Source organism: Hymenobacter negativus (assembly GCF_017571495.1).
GTDB lineage: Bacteria > Bacteroidota > Bacteroidia > Cytophagales > Hymenobacteraceae > Hymenobacter > Hymenobacter negativus.
Genome location: NZ_JAGETZ010000003.1, coordinates 317,135 through 336,933 on the forward strand (window position 1 = coordinate 317,135; position 19,799 = coordinate 336,933).

Consider the following 19,799-nt stretch of genomic DNA (forward strand, 5'->3'; position numbering starts at 1 on the left):
CCAGCAGGCGACCTAAATAGGTCGCCTGCACTTGTAAAGGGGATATGATACAACGGCAAAAGATGGAAGGCCGAAAAGCCTATTCGCGCACCACGCGGCGCGTAGCAGTCTGGCCCTTGGCGTCGCGCAGGTGCAGCACGTACACGCCGGCTGGTAGGGCGCTCAGGTCGAGTTCAGCCTCGGTCGCGGGGCCCAGGCGCAGGGAGGTGCGCAGCACGGCAGCCCCCAACACATTCTGCACTTCTGTGGCGTAAATGCCGGCGGCACTGGCATCAGGCAAACTCAGGCGCAGGTGGCCGTCGAGCGTGGGGTTGGGGTAGAGGCCAAGGGCCGGCAGGGCGGCTGCGTTGCGGCTGGCCAGTGGCGAGAAGCGCAACTGGTAGTCTTCCACTTCTGCGTTCACGATGTTGATGCCGCAGGCATTAGCCGCAGACGTGTTGGCTGCTGTCTGAATGCGCATGCGAGTGGAGAGCCCCGAAGCACTGCTGCTGCTGGGCACGGTGAACGTTGCTGTGTACGTATTGGCAGTAGCGCCACCAGTGCTTACCCCGGTAGCCAGTAGCTCATTCGTGTCGAAAACACCGTTCAGGTTGTAGTCAACCCACACCGACGTGCGGTGAGCCACAAAAAGGTTGGTCGTAACCGTCAGGTTTATTGCGCTGCCGGCTGGCATGGTAATGGGGTTTGCCGTGTAGTTAGCATAACCTCCAGTAGCAATACCGGTGCCGTTGGTATAGGCCGGCGAGGCATTACTTACGCTTACGCCTGTGGTCCAGAGGGCGCTGGTTTGCGGCCCGGTGGGGCCGTTGGTTCCCGTACCATTCGAGGCACAGTAGTTAAAGCAGGGAATCTGGATGGTCACCGCATTGAGCCGCGTGATGCTGGCAGTACCATTAGAATTGGTGGCCGAAAGCGACACGTTGTAAGTGCCAGCGTTGGTGTAGGTGTGAAGTGGATTTTGCTGGGTGCTGGTTTGGCCATCGCCAAAGTTCCACAGCCACGAGGTGGGCAGGTTAGAGGTGAGGTCGGTGAACTGAATGGGGTTCACACAGGCTCCTGCCACGTAGTTGGTGCTGAAGCTGATGATGGGCGGCAGGGTGTTGGGCCGGGCCACGATGGTGTAGTCTTCGGCCTGGCCGCTGGCGGGGCCCACGCACGGGCCGGCTGTGTTGCCAATGGCATCGGCGATGATGCGCAGGCGTAGCGGTTGGTTGAGGGTAGTGCCGGTGGGCAACGTGAAAGTGGCCGTGGCACCGGGCGTAGCCGTGTTCAGGCTCACGTACACTTGTTCGGCGGTGGTCAGAATACCGTCATTGTTCTTGTCCAGATACACCCGGATGTCGTGCGGATTGACGCCGCCCGTGGTGATAACCATTGGGTAGTTGACGCCGGCAGTCAGCTCGGTGCGCTGTGTGCAGGTAAAGTTCTGGTAGCCCGCGCTGCCATTAGCCGACGTGTTGTCGATGGTATTGAGCTGGAAACGGATGATACCGTAGTTGGCAAAGTAGCTGGACGTTTGGGGCGAGCAGCTCGCTGCTACCGGAACTGTGGTGTTGTACACGATGCTGGTGGCCGCGCTGGTATTGTTGCCGGCCGCGTTGGTGGCCCGCAACGTTACGGCGTAGGTACCGGCGGTGGTATAGCAGTGGTTGGGGTTTTGCTGGGTGCTGGTTTGGCCATCGCCAAAGGTCCAGAGCCAGGAAGTGGGCAGGTTCTGGCTGACATCGGTGAACTGCACACAGCCCGAGCAGGTAGTCGTCGCGTCGGTGGTGAAGGCGGCTGTTGGCGGGCTCACGTTCGCCGACAGCGTTACGCTATAGTCCTCGTCCTGCGAATACTCCGGCGTGCTGCACGACGTGGGCAGGGCACTGTTTATATAGTCGGTGGCCACGCGCATGCGCAGGCGGGTGCCCAACACGGCCGCGGCTGGGGGGACGAAATTGCCAGTGTGTGGGTTGGCTGGTGTGCCGGTAAGGTTCAGGTCCTCGTACACCAGCTCGGTATTGCCGGTGAAGGCTCCGTCGTTGTTGTAGTCAATCCAGACTCGCACGTTTTGGGTGGCCGCGGCCGTAGTGCGAATGCTGATGGGGTAGCTTTGACCCACTACCAGCGGCACCGCGCTGACGCTGCAGCTGTAGTCGTGGTAGCCGGCCGTATAGCTTGTGCGGTTAGCCAAAACGGTTGTACCCACCGTCACGTTGAGGATGGCCATGCCAAATACCCCTGCCTGGGCACTACTGGCCGTACCGGGGGTGCAGACAGCGTTGATGGGGCATTGTGCCACCGCCGGAGTGGCCGCCCCCAGCGCCAATAAAGCGGCCACCATGCCTGGAGCAATGCGGGACCAAGTACGTAGGAGTGGGTTCATACGGTGTTCTGAAGGAAAGAAAGAAATAAAGATTTTGGTGGATAAATGTAAGCAGAAAAAGAGGAGCAGTAGGCCACAATCGGCTGTTGCCAAATTTCCATCGGCAACGGGCCAAAACGGCTCGCCTAATTCCACCTATTCCCCAGCCTGATTTAACGGCACCGGCAAAGTTTAGCGCCTGCTCGCAAAAATCGCACCACCCCGCCGTAAGTTTGTTTTAACAATTTTCGAAATCCCTCTCACGGCCCTTTCAGGCCATTATTTGCGTTTATGCCAATTCTCACCGTTCTCATCACGGGCGGCACTTCGGGCATTGGCCGGGCCTGCGCCCTGGCCTTTGGCCGCGCCGGCTACCAGGTGGCCATCACCGGCCGCGACGAAGCCAAGCTTGCCGATACGGCCCAGGCCCTGACCGCGGCTGGCATCTCCAACCTGGCCGTGCGGGCCGATGTGGGCGACGAAGCCGCCGCCGAACGCGCTGTGCAGGAAACGGTGGCCCGCTTCGGCGGGCTCGATGTGCTGCTCAACAACGCGGGCATCAGCATGCGCGCCCGCTTTCAGGATGCCGAGCTGGATGTCATCAAGCAGCTCATGCAAACCAACTTTTTCGGCACCGTCTTCACCACCAAGTTTGCCCTGCCGCACCTGCTCAAAAGCAAGGGCAGCATTGTGGGCATCAGCAGCATTGCGGGCTACCGGGGGCTGCCGGGGCGCACGGGCTACTCGGCTTCCAAGTTTGCCATGAATGGCTTTCTGGAGTCGCTGCGAACCGAATTGCTCGACCAGGGCGTGCACGTGCTCACGGCCGCGCCGGGCTTCACGGCTTCCAATATCCGGCAGACGGCGCTGGCCGCCGATGGCTCGGCGCAGGGCGAGTCGCCGCGCGACGAAGGCGCCATGATGAGCAGCGAAGCCGTGGCCGACGAAATCCTGAAGGCGGTGCAACAGCGCAAGCGCACCATCGTGCTCACGGGCCAGGGCAAGCTGGTGGTTTTCCTCAACAAATTACTGCCCGGCCTGAGCGACAAACTGGTGCTAAACCACTTCCGCAAGGAAGAAAAAGGCGTGGACGTGGGGTAATCCCATGGCCTGGCAAGGCATCGTCGAAGCAATGGACGGTCAGCGTAGTTATTCGTCCTCCTAATGCGACTGCCTGAAGTTGTGATAAGCATTGGTTAAAACGCAAAAAGCCCCGATACTATGCAGTATCGGGGCTTTTCTGTAGGAGGAGGGTTACATCGTGGCTTTCTGGGCCAGCTTCACGGCCTCGTACAAATCCACTACGCCGCCGGTTACCGACAGGGTAGAGAAATCAGCTTCCTTTTCGGTGCCAGGCACGTGTACTTTGGTGTGGTGCACTTGGGCCGACTGCATAATGATGCGCTTCAAATCGGCAGCGGTGAGCTTGGGGAAGTAGGATTTGAGCACCGCCGCCACGCCGGCCGTAACGGGGGCTGCCATACTGGTGCCGCTTTCGTTGCCGTAGGTGCTACCGGGCAGGGTGCTGTAGATGGCTACGCCGGGGGCAAACACGTCGACGCCCTTTTTGCTGTAGTTGGAGAAGTCGGCGGTGAGGGCTGCGTTATCCTTCGGACCCGAAGCGCCCACGGTAAGCAGGTTGGGCACCACACCTTTGTTGAGGTAGAAGGACGCGGGGTAGTTATCCTCCAGGTCGAGGTTGTGGTTTTCGTTGCCGGCGGCGTGCACCAGCAGCACGTTTTTGGTAGCGGCGTATTTATAGGCTGCCTCCACCGCCGGGCGCTGGGGCGAAAACTCCTTGCCGAAGCTCATGTTGATGATGCTGGCGCCGTTGTCGACGGCGTAGCGGATGGCGTTGGCAATGTCTTTGTCGCGCTCGTCACCGTCGGGCACGGCCCGCACCATCATGATGCGAACGGGGTCGCCGGCGATGCCCTGAATGCCGAGGTTGTTGTCGCGCGCGGCGGCAATAATGCCCGCTACGTGCGTGCCGTGCAGCGGGTCGGTGGCGTAGAGGTCGTTGTTGCCGTAGTTGCGCTGGTTCACATCGTCCGGGTTGTCCTTGATGATGTCGGCGCGGGGGTTGAAATTCAGGTTCAGCGAATTGTCCAGCATGCTGCGTTCCTGCTTCACGCCGTCGTTCAGCTGTTTTAGCAGGTCGTCGGCATCGGAGGCACCGGTCTGGCGCATCATGTCCAGCATGCCGGCCACGGCGCGCTTCATGTTGGGGTCGTCGGTTTTGGCGCTTTTCAGTGCCGTGGTGTCGAGCTTTTCGGTACCGAGGGCCTGCTTCATGCTCTGTACCATCATGGTGAGGGGGCCGGCCATGCTTTCTACTTCCTTGTTGCGCTCGGTTTCTTCCTTGAGGCGGGCAGTATAGGCTTTTTCAGCCTTCTGGTAGAGGGCAAAATCGGCCTTGTCGGCGGCTTTCACCGTGGCAGCCGTTTTGCCGGAAAAGCGCTTGCGGCCGGCCGCCACGATGCGCGTCATTTCCAGGGTTTCGGCGCCCACGTTGCGGCCATCGGCCCCGCCAAGGAAGTTCCAGCCGTGCACGTCGTCGATGTAGCCGTTCTTGTCGTCGTCGATGCCGTTGCCGGGAATCTCCTTGGTGTTGCGCCACAGCACGGGCTTCAGGTCGACGTGCGCGGTATCAATGCCCGAGTCGATAACGGCCACAATCACCGGCGTGGGCACCAGGTTTTTCAGGATTTCCGTGTACGCCCGGTTGGCCCCGATGCCGGGCACCTGGTCGAGCTGCGGGTCTTTCAAATACCATTGGGCAGCGCTTTGGTCGCCCGCCGGGGGCGGAGTAGGGGCAGCTGATTGGGCAAAGCTCGCCGAAGGGAGCGCCAGAAACGCCAGCGCAACGGGCCAGCGGCGGGAGGGGAAAATCGTCATGAGCAAAATGAAGCGCCGCGACGGTGCGGCGATGATGGGTGGTAAACCGAATTGACTACAAAGGAAGTTCGGCCACGGCAAAGACGGGGCCGGCCGGCCCCGCGTTGCGCCCGGCTAGCTGGGGTGGCAGCGGGTTTTGGTGCCGTTCTTTGCCCTGGCCGGGCCGTCTGGTTGCCCAGTAAAGCATATTTGTTATCCGTTTCAATCACCGCCGTCCACGGCATTCGGCGGTGCTGCCTGGCCTGCGCCGACTGGTTGGCGGCAGCAAGGGCCGCTCGATTACCTCTTCTATGCACCTGATTTCTTATTTGTCGGCAGTCCTTCAACGGCCTGGCGAACTGGCTACGCAGTGGTGGGCCCAGCGCCGGCGCTACCTGTTAGCGGCTGTGGTGCTGGGGTGTTTGGTGGGGCTTGCCACTGCGGCAATGGCGCTTTTGCAAGCCTATCACCCGGCCTGGGCACTGGTGCGGCAGCCGCGGCTGAGTGCAACGCAGCTCGCCGCTCTGCACGGGCACCGCAGCTACTGGGGCACCTACCACAACCTGCGACAATTGGCATTGCTACCCCTTTTTGCTCTTCCTACATGGGCGGTCTACCGTCGACAGGGCGTGCGCTATGCCGATGCCCTTTTTATGCAAATGCTCTGGAATACGGCGTACACCCTCTTGGCGCTCGGCCTGGTTGGGCTCATGGCCTTGCAGGTGGTGCCTATCACCTTCACCGGCAACGGGCTGGCGCTGCTCTTGCTGCTGGGCTACCTCGTCGCTATTGGCCATACCACACTCGACCTGCGCTGGTCCGTGGCCGCCCTCAAGGCCGTGTTCACATTGGGGCTGGTCGTTGCGTGCTTACGCCTGCTCACCTGCTGGGGATTGTGACGCTTGGGGGCTGGGCGCGGGCGGCGGCCCCATCACCACCAGCAGCAGGGCGTCTTCGGCGGCGCGGGTGAGGCGGTGGAAGCGGTAGAGGCCGCGGTACTCCCAGGTAGTGATGGCGAACCCGTTAAGGCGCACGGCCACGCGGGCGGCGGCCCGGGCCGGCAGGCCAGCCGCTTCGGCGAGCTGGGCAGTGGTGCGCTCGGGGTGCTGCATGAGGGCCCGTACCATGCGGCCCATGCGCAGGAGACTGCGGGTGTCGCGCAGGTGGCCGGTTGTGCGCAGCCATGCCTCAATCCGAGCCTGCACGGCCGCCGGCTCCATGCTCAGTGGGGGAGGTGGGGGCGGGTTGTCGCGCTCGGCCAAGCGGCGGGCGAAGGCAGTAGGAAGGCTGTCGGGCAGGTCGGACATGGCATAAAAAGTAGAAGCCAGGCTAAGCTACTCAATAAACTGGCTAACTAAAAGAAATACATGGCTAATTAACTGCATAAACGGGCTTATTTAATTCATTAATGGGCTATCTAAACGTAAGTACTGATTAATGTCGTACAATAGCTGAACAAATCAATTAATCTACTGGCTTACTTAAGGTAAAATCGGAATAATATCTTGAAAAACGTGGCTAACCTGATTAAACATTGGGCTAACTCAAGTAAACAACACCCACATATTGGCACACAGGCACGCTCCGTTATCTCTCCGCGTCGGGCAACAATGCAGGCTGAAAGCCAAACAGTATGGCCTGCCAGACGCGATGTAGCGCGTCTCTGTATCGCGCAGCTGATAACTTCACCGCTACACCCCGGTTTCCCGCGCATGATTAGCTCCTTCCGCCCGCTCGTTGCGGCCCTGCTACTGCTCACTGTTAACTGTTGCTTGTTAACTGAAACGCAAGCCCAAACGCCCAAAACCTACACGTCCTCGGAAATTCTGCTGGGGCTGAAGAAGCTCAACGTGCTGGGCTCGGTGATGTATATCGCGGCCCACCCCGACGACGAAAACACGCGCCTCATCGCCTACCTGGCCAATGAGCGCCTGCTCGAAACCAGCTACCTGAGCTGCACCCGCGGCGACGGCGGGCAGAACCTCATCGGCCCCGAGCTGCGCGAGGGCCTCGGCGTGATTCGCACGCAGGAGCTGCTGGCGGCCCGGCGCCTCGACGGCGGCCGGCAGTTCTTCACCCGCGCCAACGACTTCGGCTTCTCGAAAACCTCGGACGAGACGTTTCATATCTGGGACAAGGAGCAGGTGCTCGCCGATATGGTGTGGGTCATCCGCCAGCGCCGGCCCGACGTGCTCATCACCCGCTTCCCGCCCGATGCCCGCGCCGGCCACGGCCACCACCAGGCCAGCGCCATCCTCGCCGCCGAAGCCTTCGACGCCGCCGGCGACCCCCAGCGCTTCCCCGAGCAGCTGCAATACGTGCCAGCCTGGCAGCCCAAGCGCCTGCTCTGGAACACCGGCAGCTTCTTCGTGAAGCCCGGCGAAAACATGGACGGTTACCTCAAGCTCGATGCCGGAGGATACAATGCGCTGCTGGGAAAGTCGTATGGTGAAATCGCGGCGCTCTCCCGCTCGCAGCACCGTTCGCAAGGCATGGGCTCGGCTGCTCAGCGAGGCGAGGCGCTGGAGTATTTCCAGCCCGTGAAAGGCGAGAAAGCCACCAACGACCTGTTCGAAGGCGTGGACCAGACCTGGAACCGGGTGCCCGGCGGCGCGGCCGTGGGCAAGCTCATCGAGGAGGTGATTCGCAAGTATGACCCGAGCAACCCCAGCGCCAGCGTGGCCGGGCTGGAAGAACTACAAAAAGAGTTGTCTAATCTTGAGCAGTTGTCTCATCCTTCTTCAAGCAAGGCTTCGCCAGAAGGTTTGTACTGGGCTCGGACGAAACAGGAAGAGTTAACTACGATAAAACAAGCAGCTACTGGGCTTTATGCCGAAGCCACGGTGGCGGAGAGTACGATAGTGGCCGGGCAGCCTGCCACAGTGAATGTAGACATTGTAAATCGCTCTGCAGTGGTGCAGGAACTTACCGGTATTAACGCGACAGGTTTAGAGGTAGAGCCCGACACGGCTCTACACATTACCCAAGTTAGACCAGGTGAAGCAAAACGGATAGTACTGCGGGCTAAAGTATCAGCTACAATCACAAATAGTCAGCCTTACTGGTTGCGTGAGCGCGGCACGGTGGGTATGTATATGTTGCCTGAGCAGTTTCCAAAAGGTAGGCAAAATATACCTGTTTATCCGCAAGGAAGTTCAGATGTTTCCGAGCCGGACTTCTCATGCCACATACGTTTGATTCGGCCATCAAGAATCCGCAAAAAAGCCAGGCCAGTCGCTGTAAGATATCCCCTGCCAGAGCGGGAATTGATAGGTCTAGCTGAAAACTCACCAGTAGCTAGTCTTTCTGTACAGGTGAAAGGGGATTCTTTCAATTCAATTTTTCTTCCCGTCCAATACAAGCACACCGACCCCGTGCTGGGCGAGTTGTACCAGCCGCTGGCCGTGGTGCCGCCCGTGGCCGTGAACCTGCCCGCCGCCCGCGCCTACGTCTTCGCCGACGCCCAGCCCAAGACCGTGCCCGTGACCCTCAAAGCTGGACGCGCCGGGGTAGCCGGCACGCTGGCCCTGACCCTGCCCGCCGGCTGGACCAGCACCCCCGCCCGCCAGTCCTTCGCCCTGGCCGCCAAAGACGCCGAGCAAACCATCGAGTTCCGCGTGCAGCCCGGCCCTGGCGCCGCCCCCGGCAAAACCGAGCTGCGCGCCGTGGCCACCGTCGACGGCCAGGCCTACAGCCGCGGCCTCCAGACCATCCAATACCCTCACATCCCCACCCAAACGCTGTTTCCCGACGCCGTAGCCCCGCTCGTGAAGCTGGACCTGCAGCGCGGCAAAGCCCGGAACGTGGCCTACCTGATGGGGGCCGGCGACGAAGTGCCCGAAGCCCTGCGCCAAATCGGCTACACCGTGACCCTGCTCGAACCCAAAGACCTCACCGCCGCCACCCTTAAGCAATACGACGCCCTGGTGGTGGGCATCCGCGCCTACAACACCGTCGACCGCCTCAAAACCCAGCAGCCCGAAATCCTGCGCTACATCGAGCAGGGCGGCAACGTGGTGGTGCAATACGTGGTGAACCGCGGCACCGTACTGCCCGACATCGGCCCCTACCCGCTGACGCTTTCCTCCGACCGGGTGACGGTGGAAGACGCCCCCGTTACCCTCACAAAACATCCGTTGCTGGCCGCGCCCAACAAAATCACCGCGCAGGATTTCCACGGCTGGGTGCAGGAGCAGGGCCTGTATTATCCTTCCAAGTGGGACCCGAAATACCAGCCCGTCATTTCCAGCAGCGACCCCGGCGAGGCGGCCAAGGAAAGCGCCATTCTGGTGGCGGACTACGGCAAGGGCCACTTCATCTACACCGGCTTGTCGCTGTTTCGCGAGCTGCCAGCCGGCGTGCCCGGCGCCTACCGCATTATCACGAACATGATTTCCTACGGGAAGTAGCGCGGAGTAAAAGTTTGCGTTACCGCGAAACGCTCCGCGCCACCCAGGCACCCGTACTGAAACACCCTTGCAGCAAATAGCCGCCCGTGGGCGCCTCCCAATCCAGCATCTCACCAGCTACAAAAGTGCCCGGACGGGCGCGCAGCATCAGGTGCTCATCTACGGCTGCGAAGGGAATGCCACCCGCTGTCGAAATAGCCTCATCGAGCGGCCGCAGGCCCGTCACGGACAGGGGCAGGGCGGTGAGCAATGCGGCCAGCTCCTCGGGCGCAAGCGCGGCGGCGTCGGGCCGTACTTCGCGCAGTAGCGTGGGAACCGGCGGACCCAGGTGCAGCACTTTTTTCAGAAACTCCGGGAAAGACGCCTTGCCGCGGGGTTGCTTCAGCTTTTGAACCAAAGCCGCAGCAGAAAGGTCGGCCTTGAGGTTGAGATGCAGTGTGGCGGCATCCCTAGTCAGCGCGGTGCGCAGCTGGGGTGTGAGGGCGTAGGCGGGCGTGCCTTCTACCCCGTAGTCGGTCAGCATCAGCTCGCCGCGTACTTCAGGGCCGTCGTTCACGCGCAACGCTATGTTCTTGAGTGGAGCCCGGCCCACTTTTTCTTTGAAAAAAGCTGACCACGCCACTTCTGCCCCGCAATTGGCCGGCGCAAAGGCCGTGACGGGGACGCCAATTTCCTGCAGAATGAGCACCCACGCACCATCGGAGCCAGTTTTAGTCCAGCTGGCCCCGCCCAACGCCAATACCGTGGCGGTGGGCTCAAGCACTAGTTCCTGCCCAGTCGTTTCGTCGCGCAGCCGGATACCGGTGGAACCCGCAAAGCCCAGCCAGCGGTGCCGGGTATGGATTTCAACGCCGAGCTCGCGCAAGCGGCCCAGCCAGGCCCGCAGCAAATCAGCCGGCTTGTGGGCAGCTACCGGAAAGATGCGCCCGCTGGTTCCCACAAATGTTTCGATGCCCAAATCGGCCGCCCAGGCCTGTAAATCGCCCGGTGAGAAGTGCGCCAGCAGTTCCGTGAAGCGGCTTTCCTCGGTTCCGTAGCGCCCGGCAAAGGCGGTGAGGGCTTCCGAATTACTCAGATTGAACCCCCCGTGCCCAGCCACCAGAAATTTGCGCCCCACGGTCGCCTGCGCTTCAAACAGGCGCACCCGCTGCCCGGCTTCGGCCAGCCGCTGGGCCGCCATCAGCCCTGCTGGTCCGCCGCCGATGATGGCTGCAAAGGGAGAGTTATCGAAGCCGTTTGTAATCAAAGCCGGAGGTTTTGGAGCTGCAAAAGTACCTCTACCCGGCCCGCTTCGGCCAACCCTGGCCCTGTCCGGCCGTTAACCTGAGCCATGAGTCCATACACTATTCTCATCGGCCTGAGCCTGGCCGTTATCCTTTCCTACCTCTTCGACTTGGCCGCTCGCGCCACCAAAGTGCCTTCGGTGCTGCTGCTGCTGCTGGCCGGCATCGGCTTCAACCAAGCCGTCACGTACTGGAACATTCCGTTTCACCTGCCGTCGGTGCTGCTCCAGATTCTGGGCATTGTGGGCCTCATTCTCATCGTGCTCGAAGGCTCGCTCGACCTACGCCTGACCCGCGATAAAATTCCGGTAATCCGGCGCTCGTTTCTGGCGGCAGCGCTCATGCTGCTGGTTCAGGCCGGGGCCATTGCGGGCCTGTTGCACCTCTACGTGGCCGGGGCCAGCTGGCAAAGCTGCCTGGCTAATGCTGTGCCCCTGGCCGTAATCAGCAGCGCCGTGGCCATCCCCAGCGTGGCCGGCCTCACGGGCCAAAAGCAGGAGTTCATTATTTACGAAAGCACATTTTCAGACATTATGGGCATCATGCTGTTCAATTTTGCCTTGCAGGAAGACTTTGCCCAGGGCGTTTCGGTCATCACCTTCGGGCGCGATGTGCTGGCCATTCTGGTGGTGGCAGTGGTGAGCACCGTGGCGCTGGCGTTTCTGCTGGGACGCTTGCGCGGGCACATCAAATTCTTCCTGCTATTCGCCTTTCTGGTGCTGATGTACAGCCTCGCCAAGAAATACCACCTGTCTTCGCTGGTCCTCGTACTGGTGTTCGGCCTGGCGGTAAACAACGCCGATTTGTTCCTGCGCGGTCCCCGTCTGCAACGCTGGCTGCATCCCGACCAGCTTGCCTCTGAGCTGGCCCAACTCAAGAGCCTCACCGCCGAATCGGCCTTCTTGGTGCGCACATTTTTCTTTCTGGCCTTTGGTTTCTCCATCACCCTGGCCAATCTTATCAGCGGCAACCTGCTGCTGCAAGGCTTGCTCATTGTGGCCGTACTCACCCTTATCCGCTTCCTCTACCTCAAATACATTGCCCGCACCGACCTCATTCCCGAGCTATTCATCGCCCCCAAAGGCCTCATCACCGTCCTCCTGTTCTACAGCATTCCCGACCACCTCCACCTCGGCGAAATCAGCGAGAATATTCTCTCGATGGTCATCCTCCTAACCGGCCTCCTCATGATGTTCGGCCTCCAACTATCTCACCGAAATGCCATTGGCTTACTGCAGAATGAGGAATAAAAAAGTAGGTATCAAGCTTCGCTTTCCTGAATAAGCTGCTTGCGGTAGCGCGCCAGAATAGCTGATTTAAGGATGAATCCCAGGTAGCGGCCGTCCTCCTCACACACCGGCAGGGCCCAGGCATCGTGGCGGTCGAGCAGGGTGAGGGTATGTTCTAGGTCGTCGTTGGGGCCCACCACGGCCGGGGCAGGCTTCATCAGCTCCCGTACGCTGGTGCTGCCGTAGTGCTCATCGTCGAATAACGCATCGCGCACCGAATCGAGGCTGACCACGCCCAACAGGCGCCCGCCCGCCGCCACCACCGGAAACAAATTGCGCGAGGCATGCCGGAAAATATCCACCAGCTCACCCAGCGTTGTGCTGGGGCGCACCGGAATAAAGTCGGTTTCCAGCAGCTTGCGCGGGTCGAGCTGGGCCAGCAGGCCTCGGTCGCGGTTGGCATACACGTCCACGCCTTTCGCCGTGAGCTTGCGCGTGTACACCGAGTACGGCTCAAAGTATTTGGTGATGAGGTAGGAGCTGCTCGTTACCACCATCAGCGGCACAAACAGCGCATAGCCACCCGTAATTTCGGCAATGAGGAAGATAGATGTTAGCGGCGCATGAATCACGCCGGCCAAGGTGCCAGCCATGCCCAGCACCACAAAATGCACCTCCGGAATGTGCACCAGCCCGCTCAGGTTGATAATTCGGGCGAAGAAAAAACCCGCCAGCGCCCCCGCAAACAGCGACGAGCCAAACATGCCGCCATTGCCGCCGCCGCCCACTGTAATGCTGGTGGCCACCACCTTCAGCATCATGCTGAAGAATACCAGCACCAGCAGCAGCCAGGGGTTATTATCTTGGTAAACCGAGAAAATGCTGGCGTCGGTGATGTGCTCGGCGTGGCCGCGCAACAGCAGCTCCACCGTATTATAGCCCTCGCCATACAGCGTTGGAAACAGGAAAATTAGCCCTCCAAGCAAGCCGCCGGCTACTAACACTTTGCGCCAGTTCAGCCCCGGCCAACGCTCAAAAAAATGGTCGAACCAATGATAGGTTCGAATCATGTACACTGAGAAAAAGGCGGTAAATAGTCCCAGTAGCACGTAAAACGGCACCGCATCCACTGGCCAGCTCGTCGTAATCAGCACAAATGGCTGTCCTGCATACAGCGCTTTCGAAACCACCGTCGCGGTGGCCGATGAAATCAGGAGGGGGATGAAATACTGCGCCGGCAGTTCCAGCAAAATAGTTTCGACCGCAAACAGCACTCCCGCAATGGGCGAGTTGAAAATGGCTGCCACGCCCGCTGCCGAACCGCAGCCCGTGAGCAAGCGCCGCCGCCGCCGGTCCAAGTGCAGCACCCGCCCGGCATTGGAGCCCAGGGCGGCACCCGTAACCGAAATAGGAGCTTCCGTACCCGCCGAGCCCCCAAACGTCACCGTAAAAAAGGCCGTAATCAGCTGCGAATAGAGCTTGGAGCGCGGCACTACGCTGCCCTCCCGTGCCGTATTATAGATGATGGGCGCAATGCCCCGCCCCAACTGCCCCCCTAGAAATAGCCGCGTAAACAGCACCGTTAGGGTGATGCCGATGACCGGATAGACCGACAGCGCAAATACTCGATTAGGTTCTGAAATGCCCATTCGGAGCATTTCCTGTCCCCAATGGACCGATGTTTTAAGCAAAACAGCCGCAAGCCCCGCCGCTGCCCCCACCAGCACGCTCAAAATGAGCATATACATTCGCTCACTGATGTGGCGCGCCCGCCATACTAGCAGCGGGCGCAACAAGCGGTGAACGGCGTGGTGGGGCATGGGCATTGGAAGAGGCGACACATTACCAACGCAAAATTGCGGATAGTAGATGTAAGCAGCCCACTGCCAACCACTATTATACTTTCCTGCCTGTTGCGATGCCTTGGCAAAGGGCTGATAATGAAAAGCTTGTGAAAGTAAAAAAGCCTAAATAAGCTATTTGGGCAATTCTATCCCCCGCACGTACGTGCGTTTCAGGTGAGCACCCACTTGCAGCAGCTTCTCATCATGCTCATAGAGCAAGTTGCGCCATAAGCTCTGAATGAGCAGCAACAGGCGTAGCGTCATCATCTCGGCGTCGTCCGTACCGAGCTGGGTGAAAGCCTGCTTAAGTAGGCTATCAATGGGACTCATGAAGCGCTGAAAATACTTCTGCACCAGTGGCTTGCTGAATTCCTTGTCCTGTACCTTCCAGAAGTCGGGCTCGTCGTGCACCAGCTTGTAGGGCAGGTCAATGATTTTATCAATCAGCGCTTGTGGGTCTTTCTCGCTAAGAATACCCCGGTTGGCTTCTACAATGCGCTGGAATCCCTGCTTAATAAGGTACTCAAACAACTTCTCCTTGCTCAGAAAGTACTTAAATAGCAGCGCTTCAGATACGCCCGCACTTTTTGCAATGAGCAGGGTAGAGGTATTATCGTATCCGCGCTCACCAAAAAGCTGCAAGGCGGTTTGTTCAATTTTAGAATGACTGGTCATGGGCCAGACCGAATAAAAGAAGATGAAGCCCGAGCGTATGCCCGGAACGAAAAAACAAAGCTTAGCAGTAAAGTAACACTACCTACGCGGCTTCGTGCATAAGCCGTTCAGTTTACCGCCAAAAGGTACAGCCGGCCAAATCGAACAGGGTTCGACTTAGCCGGCTGTAATAGGCTGAGAAATGCGAAGTTGGCTCCTTCTAGCGCGAAGGCGACGTCATTTTCAGCGAATGTTGCCAGACGGGGTGGGAGTTCATCTGGTTAAACAGAACGTGGGAATTTGGCTGCCTGACAAACGGGTGAGATGTTGTCCAGCAGCGATACAAAGGTAGACAAGCTTTTGATATCTTAAATGAGTGTTAGCTCACTATCTATAAGTGGTTACTCACCTTGCTGTAAGACAGTGCAATAATTTTAATATTTATTCTGGGTGACCAGAATTGCACTGCTACATAGAGCTGGTTACAACCTGTTTTGCACTGCAAAGGTGAGTGAGAGATGAAATGTTACACCAAAGCATTAACTAACAAATGTTAGTTAATGCTGTCTTAGTATCTTTGAGGCATCCATTCCCACCTCCGTTTTCCTTGTTTTATGCTCTTCTATTCAACGATTGAGCAACTGCTGCGGGCGCTCGGTGCCGCTACTGGCTTTGGCGATAGTGCTACTATACGCTAACCGGGGCTATGAGCAAGAAACAAAACAAGCGCCAGATTATTCTGGACGAAGCAGCCAAGTTGTTCAAGCTGAAGGGCTTCGGCGGGACGTCGATGCGCGACCTGGCGGGCGAAGTGGGCATGGAGGCAGCTAGTATGTACAACCACATCAAGTCGAAAGACGAGATTCTGGAACATCTTTGCTTTCACGTTTCCGATACTTACATCGCCCAACTCGCCCAGGTGGAGCAGATGCGTGGGTCGAACGGCGACAAGCTTAAAGAACTGCTGCGCCTGCACATTCATCTGATGCTGGAGGATGGTGCGGCCGTGTCGGTAGCTAATAACGACTGGAAATACTTAACCAGCGACAAACTGGAGCTATTTAAAGCAGCCCGCAAGCAGTACGAAAAGGGATTTGCCATGCTCATTGAGAACGGCATTGCCGAGGGCGAGTTTCAGCCTGTGAATGCCTCCGTGGCACTGTTTACCATCCTGTCGGCGGTTCGCTGGGTGGAGTTGTGGTACCGGCCCGGGCGCGGGGTCACGGCCCAGGAGTTGGAGCAGGACATCATGACCATCCTACTGAATGGTCTGGCAAAAAAGCAATAATGAGCCGATTTCATAAACTGAAGATTAAGCGCATTCAGCGCGAAACGCCCGACAGCGTGGTGGTGTCGCTCGACGTGCCGGCTGACCTGCGCGAGACGTTTGCGTTCACGCAGGGCCAGTACCTGACCTTTCGGCGCGAGCATGATGGCGAGGAACTGCGCCGCTCGTACTCCATTTGCAGCAGCCCGTTGGAAGGAGAGTGGCAGGTGGCAATTAAGAAGGTGCCACAGGGCCGGTTTTCGTCGCTGGCCGTGGATGCGTTGCGGGTAGGAGAGGAGTTGGAGGTGATGCCGCCCGCCGGGCATTTTCACACGCCCTTGCACCCAGAGCAAGCCAAGCAATACCTCTTTTTTGCGGCTGGCAGTGGCATCACGCCGGTGTTTAGCATCATTAAAACTGCACTGCTGACTGAGCCCGATAGCCGTGTAACGCTGGTGTATGGCAACCGGGGCCGCAACTCCATCATCTTTAAAGAGGGAATTGAAGGACTGAAAAACCGCTTTCTCAACCGGTTGAGCGTGTACCATGTGCTGAGCCGGGAGCAGGGTGAGTCAGAGTTGCTGTTTGGTCGTATCGACCAGGTTAAGGCGGCGCAATTTTTACAGAAATTGATGCCGGCCAGTCAAATCGATGAGTGTTTTATCTGCGGGCCGCAAGACATGATTAATGGCGTGCGGGCCGCGCTTACCGAAGCCGGTGTTGCGCCAGATAAGGTTCACTTTGAGATGTTTGGGTCGGATAATACCGGGCAAGCGGGCGCAGTTAAAGCCAAGCTGCCACCCGTGGGGGAAGACGATAAGCATAGCCGGGTAACGGTGCAGCTTGACGGCAATACCCGCGTACTGGAGATGTCGTATTACGGCAATACTATCCTTGATGCACTGCTGGAAACCGGCGTGGATGCGCCGTATTCCTGTAAAAACGGCATGTGCAGCACTTGCCGGGCCCGCGTGATGGATGGCAAAGTGGAAATGGATGTAAACTATTCGCTCTCAGATACCGAAGTAGCGAAAGGCTACGTACTTACCTGCCAGGCCCGCCCGACATCGGAAACCGTTGCGGTGGATTTTGACCAGTAGTCGGATTTAAAATTTCTTACATTTAACTAACGATTGTTAGTTAAGCTTTGTTGAAAGCCCATGGAAACGTTAGAAATGACCCAGGAAGAGCAGTTTCAGGCCCGTATTGATGCCGACGTGCGCATTGAGCCCAAAGACTGGATGCCAGATGCCTACCGCAAAACGCTGATTCGGCAGATTTCGCAACACGCGCATTCTGAGTTGGTTGGCATGCTGCCGGAGGGGAACTGGATTACGCGTGCCCCTTCGCTCAAGCGCAAGTCCATCCTACTTTCGAAGGTGCAGGACGAGGCCGGTCACGGCCTCTACCTCTATAGCGCCGCCGAAACGTTGGGCACCACCCGCGACCAGATGCTGGCCGACCTGCACTCGGGTAAAGCTAAGTATTCCAGCATTTTCAACTACCCCACGCTGAGCTGGGCCGACATGGGCTGCGTGGGCTGGCTGGTGGATGGCGCTGCCATTCTGAACCAAGTACCGCTGTGCCGTACTTCCTATGGCCCGTATGCCCGCGCCATGGTGCGGGTGTGCAAGGAAGAGAGCTTCCACCAACGCCAGGGTTTTGAGATAATGCAGACACTGTGCGAAGGCGCACCCGAGCAAAAAGCCATGGCCCAGGAGGCGCTCAACCGCTGGTGGTGGCCTACGCTGATGATGTTCGGTCCTAAAGACGAAGACTCGCCCAACACCGCGCAGAGCATGAACTGGCGCATTAAGCGCTTCACCAACGACGAGTTGCGCCAGAAATTTGTAGATATGATGGTGCCCCAGGCTGAGTTTCTGGGCCTGACCGTGCCGGATACGCAAGTGAAATGGAACGAAGCCCGCCAAGCCTACGACTTTGGCGAGGTGAACTGGGACGAGTTCTGGGCCGTGGTGAAGGGAAACGGCATGTGCAACCGTGACCGTCTGGGTGCCCGTGTGAAGGCGCACGAGGAAGGTGCCTGGGTGCGTGAGGCCGCCATGGCGCACGCAGCTAAGCGGGCGGCACGGCAGGTCGTAGCGGCGTAACGTAAAAGAAAAAATAGCGAGTTATGAAGCATGACGCGCTAATACAGACTGTAATCATGACCCAATCCGAATGGCCTCTATGGGAGGTCTTTATCCGCAGCAAGCAGGGGCTTGACCATAAGCACGTGGGTAGCCTGCACGCGGCTGATGCGCAGATGGCCATCCAGAATGCCCGCGACGTTTATACGCGCCGGCAGGAGGGAATCAGCATTTGGGTAGTGGAGTCTAAGCATGTGCACGCTTCCAATCCCGATGATGCGGAAGCCTTCTTCGACCCTGCCAACGACAAAGTGTACCGACACCCGACTTTTTACCAGGTGCCGGATTCTATTAAACACATGTAATGGAAGACGCTATGCAATTTGCCCCGTCTGAAAATCCGGCGTTGGCCACGTATTCCCCGGAAGTGCGGCAACAGCTGTTTCGGTTCGTTCTGCAACTGGCCGATACCAGCCTGATTCTGGGCCACCGGCTGAGCGAGTGGTGTGGGCACGGCCCCATTCTGGAGCAGGATTTGGCAATGGCCAATATCGCGCTGGACCTGTTGGGCGAAACCCGTAGCCTCTACCAATACGCCGCCGAGCTGGAAGGACAGGGACGTACCGAGGACGACCTCGCCTATCTGCGTAGCGCCACCGAATACCGCAACCCGCTGCTGGTGGAGCAGCCCAACGGCGACTTTGCCGATACCGTGGTGCGACAGTTTCTGTTCGATAATTTCCACTACCACTTCCTGAAGCAACTGGTGAATAATGCCGATGAGCGACTGGCGGCTATTGCGGAAAAGTCGCTGAAGGAAGCTACTTACCATTTGAAATGGAGTTCGGAATGGGTAATCCGGCTAGGCGACGGCACGGAGGAAAGCCACCGCCGCGTGGAGAAATCCATCGCGGAATTATGGCGCTTCTCGGGCGAGCTGACAATACCCACGGCGCTGGAAAAAGAGCTGCAGACTATTGGTCTTATTCCTGAGTACGCTGATATCCAGGCGAGCATGACGGCCCATGCTGAGCGGGTGATGGAAGAGGCTTCGTTAGTCATTCCGCAGCAGGTGTTTATGCTGACAGGTGGCAAAGACGGGCGGCACACCGAGCACCTAGGCTATATTCTGACCGAGCTGCAGTATATGCAGCGCACCTACCCTGGCATGACATGGTAAATGCCTTTCAGCCTTTAGCGGTTAGCTGCTGGCTATTAGCTTTTATTTAGTAGTGAATTGGTAATGAGCGAGCTTATAGCTAACAGCCAGCAGCTAACCGCTGAAATCTGGCGGCTGCTGGAGGAAGTAACCGACCCCGAAGTACCAGTGCTCAGCATCCTGGACCTAGGCATCGTGCGGGTGGTGCGCGTAGAAGGCGAGCAGGTGACCGTGACCATCACCCCAACTTATTCGGGCTGCCCGGCCATGAATACCATTGCCACTGATATTCGGCTGCGGCTGTTGGCCGAAGGTTACACCAAGCTAACTATAAACACCCAGCTAAGCCCCGCCTGGACCACCGACTGGATGACCGCCGCCGGCCGCGAGAAATTGGAAGCTTACGGCATCGCCCCACCGATTGATGGCACGGCCAGCGGCCATGTCCTTAACTTATTCGGCAAGGAAACCGCTGTGCTCTGTCCACTTTGCAAGTCGGAGCACACGCACTTGGTGAGCCAGTTTGGCTCCACGGCCTGCAAGGCGCTGTATCAGTGCGACGACTGCCGCGAGCCATTCGATTACTTCAAATGTCACAGTTGAAAATGTAGCGGCGTGACCCTTAGCGCCTCCCATTGGA

The 19,799-nt window shown here is 58.6% G+C and carries 16 protein-coding genes; 10 read left to right on the forward strand and 6 right to left on the reverse strand.

What is annotated here, in order from left to right; all coding sequences use genetic code 11:
* Nucleotides 1-79: 79 nt before the first annotated feature.
* The gene (locus J4E00_RS29990) at nucleotides 80-2,368 is read right to left on the reverse strand and encodes a GEVED domain-containing protein (protein ID WP_208174648.1); all 2,289 of its coding nucleotides are present in this window, start codon (nucleotides 2,366-2,368) and stop codon (nucleotides 80-82) included.
* 270 nt (nucleotides 2,369-2,638) lie between these two features.
* Here J4E00_RS29990 and J4E00_RS08170 point away from each other — a divergent pair, with 270 nt between their 5' ends.
* Nucleotides 2,639-3,448 (forward strand): SDR family oxidoreductase, encoded by an 810-nt coding sequence (locus tag J4E00_RS08170; protein ID WP_208174649.1) that lies wholly within the window; start codon nucleotides 2,639-2,641, stop codon nucleotides 3,446-3,448.
* A 153-nt stretch (nucleotides 3,449-3,601) separates the two neighbouring features.
* On the opposite strand, the gene J4E00_RS08175 is transcribed toward J4E00_RS08170, so the two are convergent.
* Entirely contained in the window at nucleotides 3,602-5,245 is a 1,644-nt protein-coding gene (locus tag J4E00_RS08175) for a S8 family peptidase (RefSeq protein WP_208174650.1), read from the reverse strand.
* Nucleotides 5,246-5,535: 290 nt separating this feature from the next.
* Between J4E00_RS08175 and J4E00_RS08180 the strand changes: the two genes are divergently transcribed.
* The gene (locus J4E00_RS08180; RefSeq protein WP_208174651.1) at nucleotides 5,536-6,123 is read left to right on the forward strand and encodes a hypothetical protein; all 588 of its coding nucleotides are present in this window, start codon (nucleotides 5,536-5,538) and stop codon (nucleotides 6,121-6,123) included.
* Here J4E00_RS08180 and J4E00_RS08185 read toward each other — a convergent pair.
* Nucleotides 6,094-6,531: a hypothetical protein gene (locus J4E00_RS08185; protein ID WP_208174652.1), complete on the reverse strand. Its 438-nt coding sequence runs from the start codon at nucleotides 6,529-6,531 to the stop codon at nucleotides 6,094-6,096. The genes J4E00_RS08180 and J4E00_RS08185 overlap by 30 nt on opposite strands.
* 405 nt (nucleotides 6,532-6,936) lie before the next feature.
* Here J4E00_RS08185 and J4E00_RS08190 point away from each other — a divergent pair, with 405 nt between their 5' ends.
* Entirely contained in the window at nucleotides 6,937-9,633 is a 2,697-nt protein-coding gene (locus tag J4E00_RS08190; protein ID WP_208174653.1) for a PIG-L family deacetylase, read from the forward strand.
* A 19-nt stretch (nucleotides 9,634-9,652) separates the two neighbouring features.
* Here the strand turns inward: J4E00_RS08190 and J4E00_RS08195 are convergent, their stop codons facing one another.
* Nucleotides 9,653-10,879 carry an NAD(P)/FAD-dependent oxidoreductase gene (locus J4E00_RS08195; protein WP_208174654.1) on the reverse strand — a complete coding sequence of 409 codons (1,227 nt, stop codon included), beginning with the start codon at nucleotides 10,877-10,879 and terminating at the stop codon, nucleotides 9,653-9,655.
* Between the two features lie 84 nt (nucleotides 10,880-10,963).
* Between J4E00_RS08195 and J4E00_RS08200 the strand changes: the two genes are divergently transcribed.
* A complete protein-coding gene (locus J4E00_RS08200) occupies nucleotides 10,964-12,166 on the forward strand; it encodes a hypothetical protein (RefSeq protein WP_208174655.1) in 1,203 nt (400 codons plus the stop codon).
* A gap of 11 nt (nucleotides 12,167-12,177) precedes the next feature.
* On the opposite strand, the gene J4E00_RS08205 is transcribed toward J4E00_RS08200, so the two are convergent.
* Both J4E00_RS08205 and J4E00_RS08210 read right to left on the reverse strand, forming a co-directional pair.
* Complete coding sequence (locus J4E00_RS08205; protein ID WP_208174656.1) at nucleotides 12,178-13,965, reverse strand: chloride channel protein; 1,788 nt, start codon at nucleotides 13,963-13,965, stop codon at nucleotides 12,178-12,180.
* Nucleotides 13,966-14,121: 156 nt separating this feature from the next.
* The gene (locus J4E00_RS08210) at nucleotides 14,122-14,664 is read right to left on the reverse strand and encodes a TetR/AcrR family transcriptional regulator (protein ID WP_208174657.1); all 543 of its coding nucleotides are present in this window, start codon (nucleotides 14,662-14,664) and stop codon (nucleotides 14,122-14,124) included.
* A gap of 685 nt (nucleotides 14,665-15,349) precedes the next feature.
* Here J4E00_RS08210 and J4E00_RS08215 point away from each other — a divergent pair.
* From J4E00_RS08215 to paaD, 6 genes are all read left to right on the forward strand, one after another.
* On the forward strand, nucleotides 15,350-15,931 hold the full coding sequence (locus J4E00_RS08215; RefSeq protein WP_208174658.1) for a TetR/AcrR family transcriptional regulator: 582 nt from the start codon (nucleotides 15,350-15,352) through the stop codon (nucleotides 15,929-15,931).
* On the forward strand, nucleotides 15,931-17,010 hold the full coding sequence (gene paaE, locus J4E00_RS08220) for a 1,2-phenylacetyl-CoA epoxidase subunit PaaE (RefSeq protein WP_208174659.1): 1,080 nt from the start codon (nucleotides 15,931-15,933) through the stop codon (nucleotides 17,008-17,010). The genes J4E00_RS08215 and paaE overlap by 1 nt, the downstream gene beginning before the upstream one ends.
* A gap of 60 nt (nucleotides 17,011-17,070) precedes the next feature.
* Nucleotides 17,071-18,021 (forward strand): 1,2-phenylacetyl-CoA epoxidase subunit PaaA, encoded by a 951-nt coding sequence (paaA, locus tag J4E00_RS08225; RefSeq protein ID WP_208174660.1) that lies wholly within the window; start codon nucleotides 17,071-17,073, stop codon nucleotides 18,019-18,021.
* Nucleotides 18,022-18,074: 53 nt separating this feature from the next.
* Nucleotides 18,075-18,365 carry a 1,2-phenylacetyl-CoA epoxidase subunit PaaB gene (paaB, locus tag J4E00_RS08230; RefSeq protein ID WP_410779749.1) on the forward strand — a complete coding sequence of 97 codons (291 nt, stop codon included), beginning with the start codon at nucleotides 18,075-18,077 and terminating at the stop codon, nucleotides 18,363-18,365.
* On the forward strand, nucleotides 18,365-19,180 hold the full coding sequence (gene paaC, locus J4E00_RS08235; RefSeq protein WP_208174662.1) for a 1,2-phenylacetyl-CoA epoxidase subunit PaaC: 816 nt from the start codon (nucleotides 18,365-18,367) through the stop codon (nucleotides 19,178-19,180). The genes paaB and paaC overlap by 1 nt, the downstream gene beginning before the upstream one ends.
* A gap of 63 nt (nucleotides 19,181-19,243) precedes the next feature.
* Complete coding sequence (gene paaD / locus J4E00_RS08240; RefSeq protein WP_208174663.1) at nucleotides 19,244-19,762, forward strand: 1,2-phenylacetyl-CoA epoxidase subunit PaaD; 519 nt, start codon at nucleotides 19,244-19,246, stop codon at nucleotides 19,760-19,762.
* Nucleotides 19,763-19,799 lie beyond the last annotated feature (37 nt).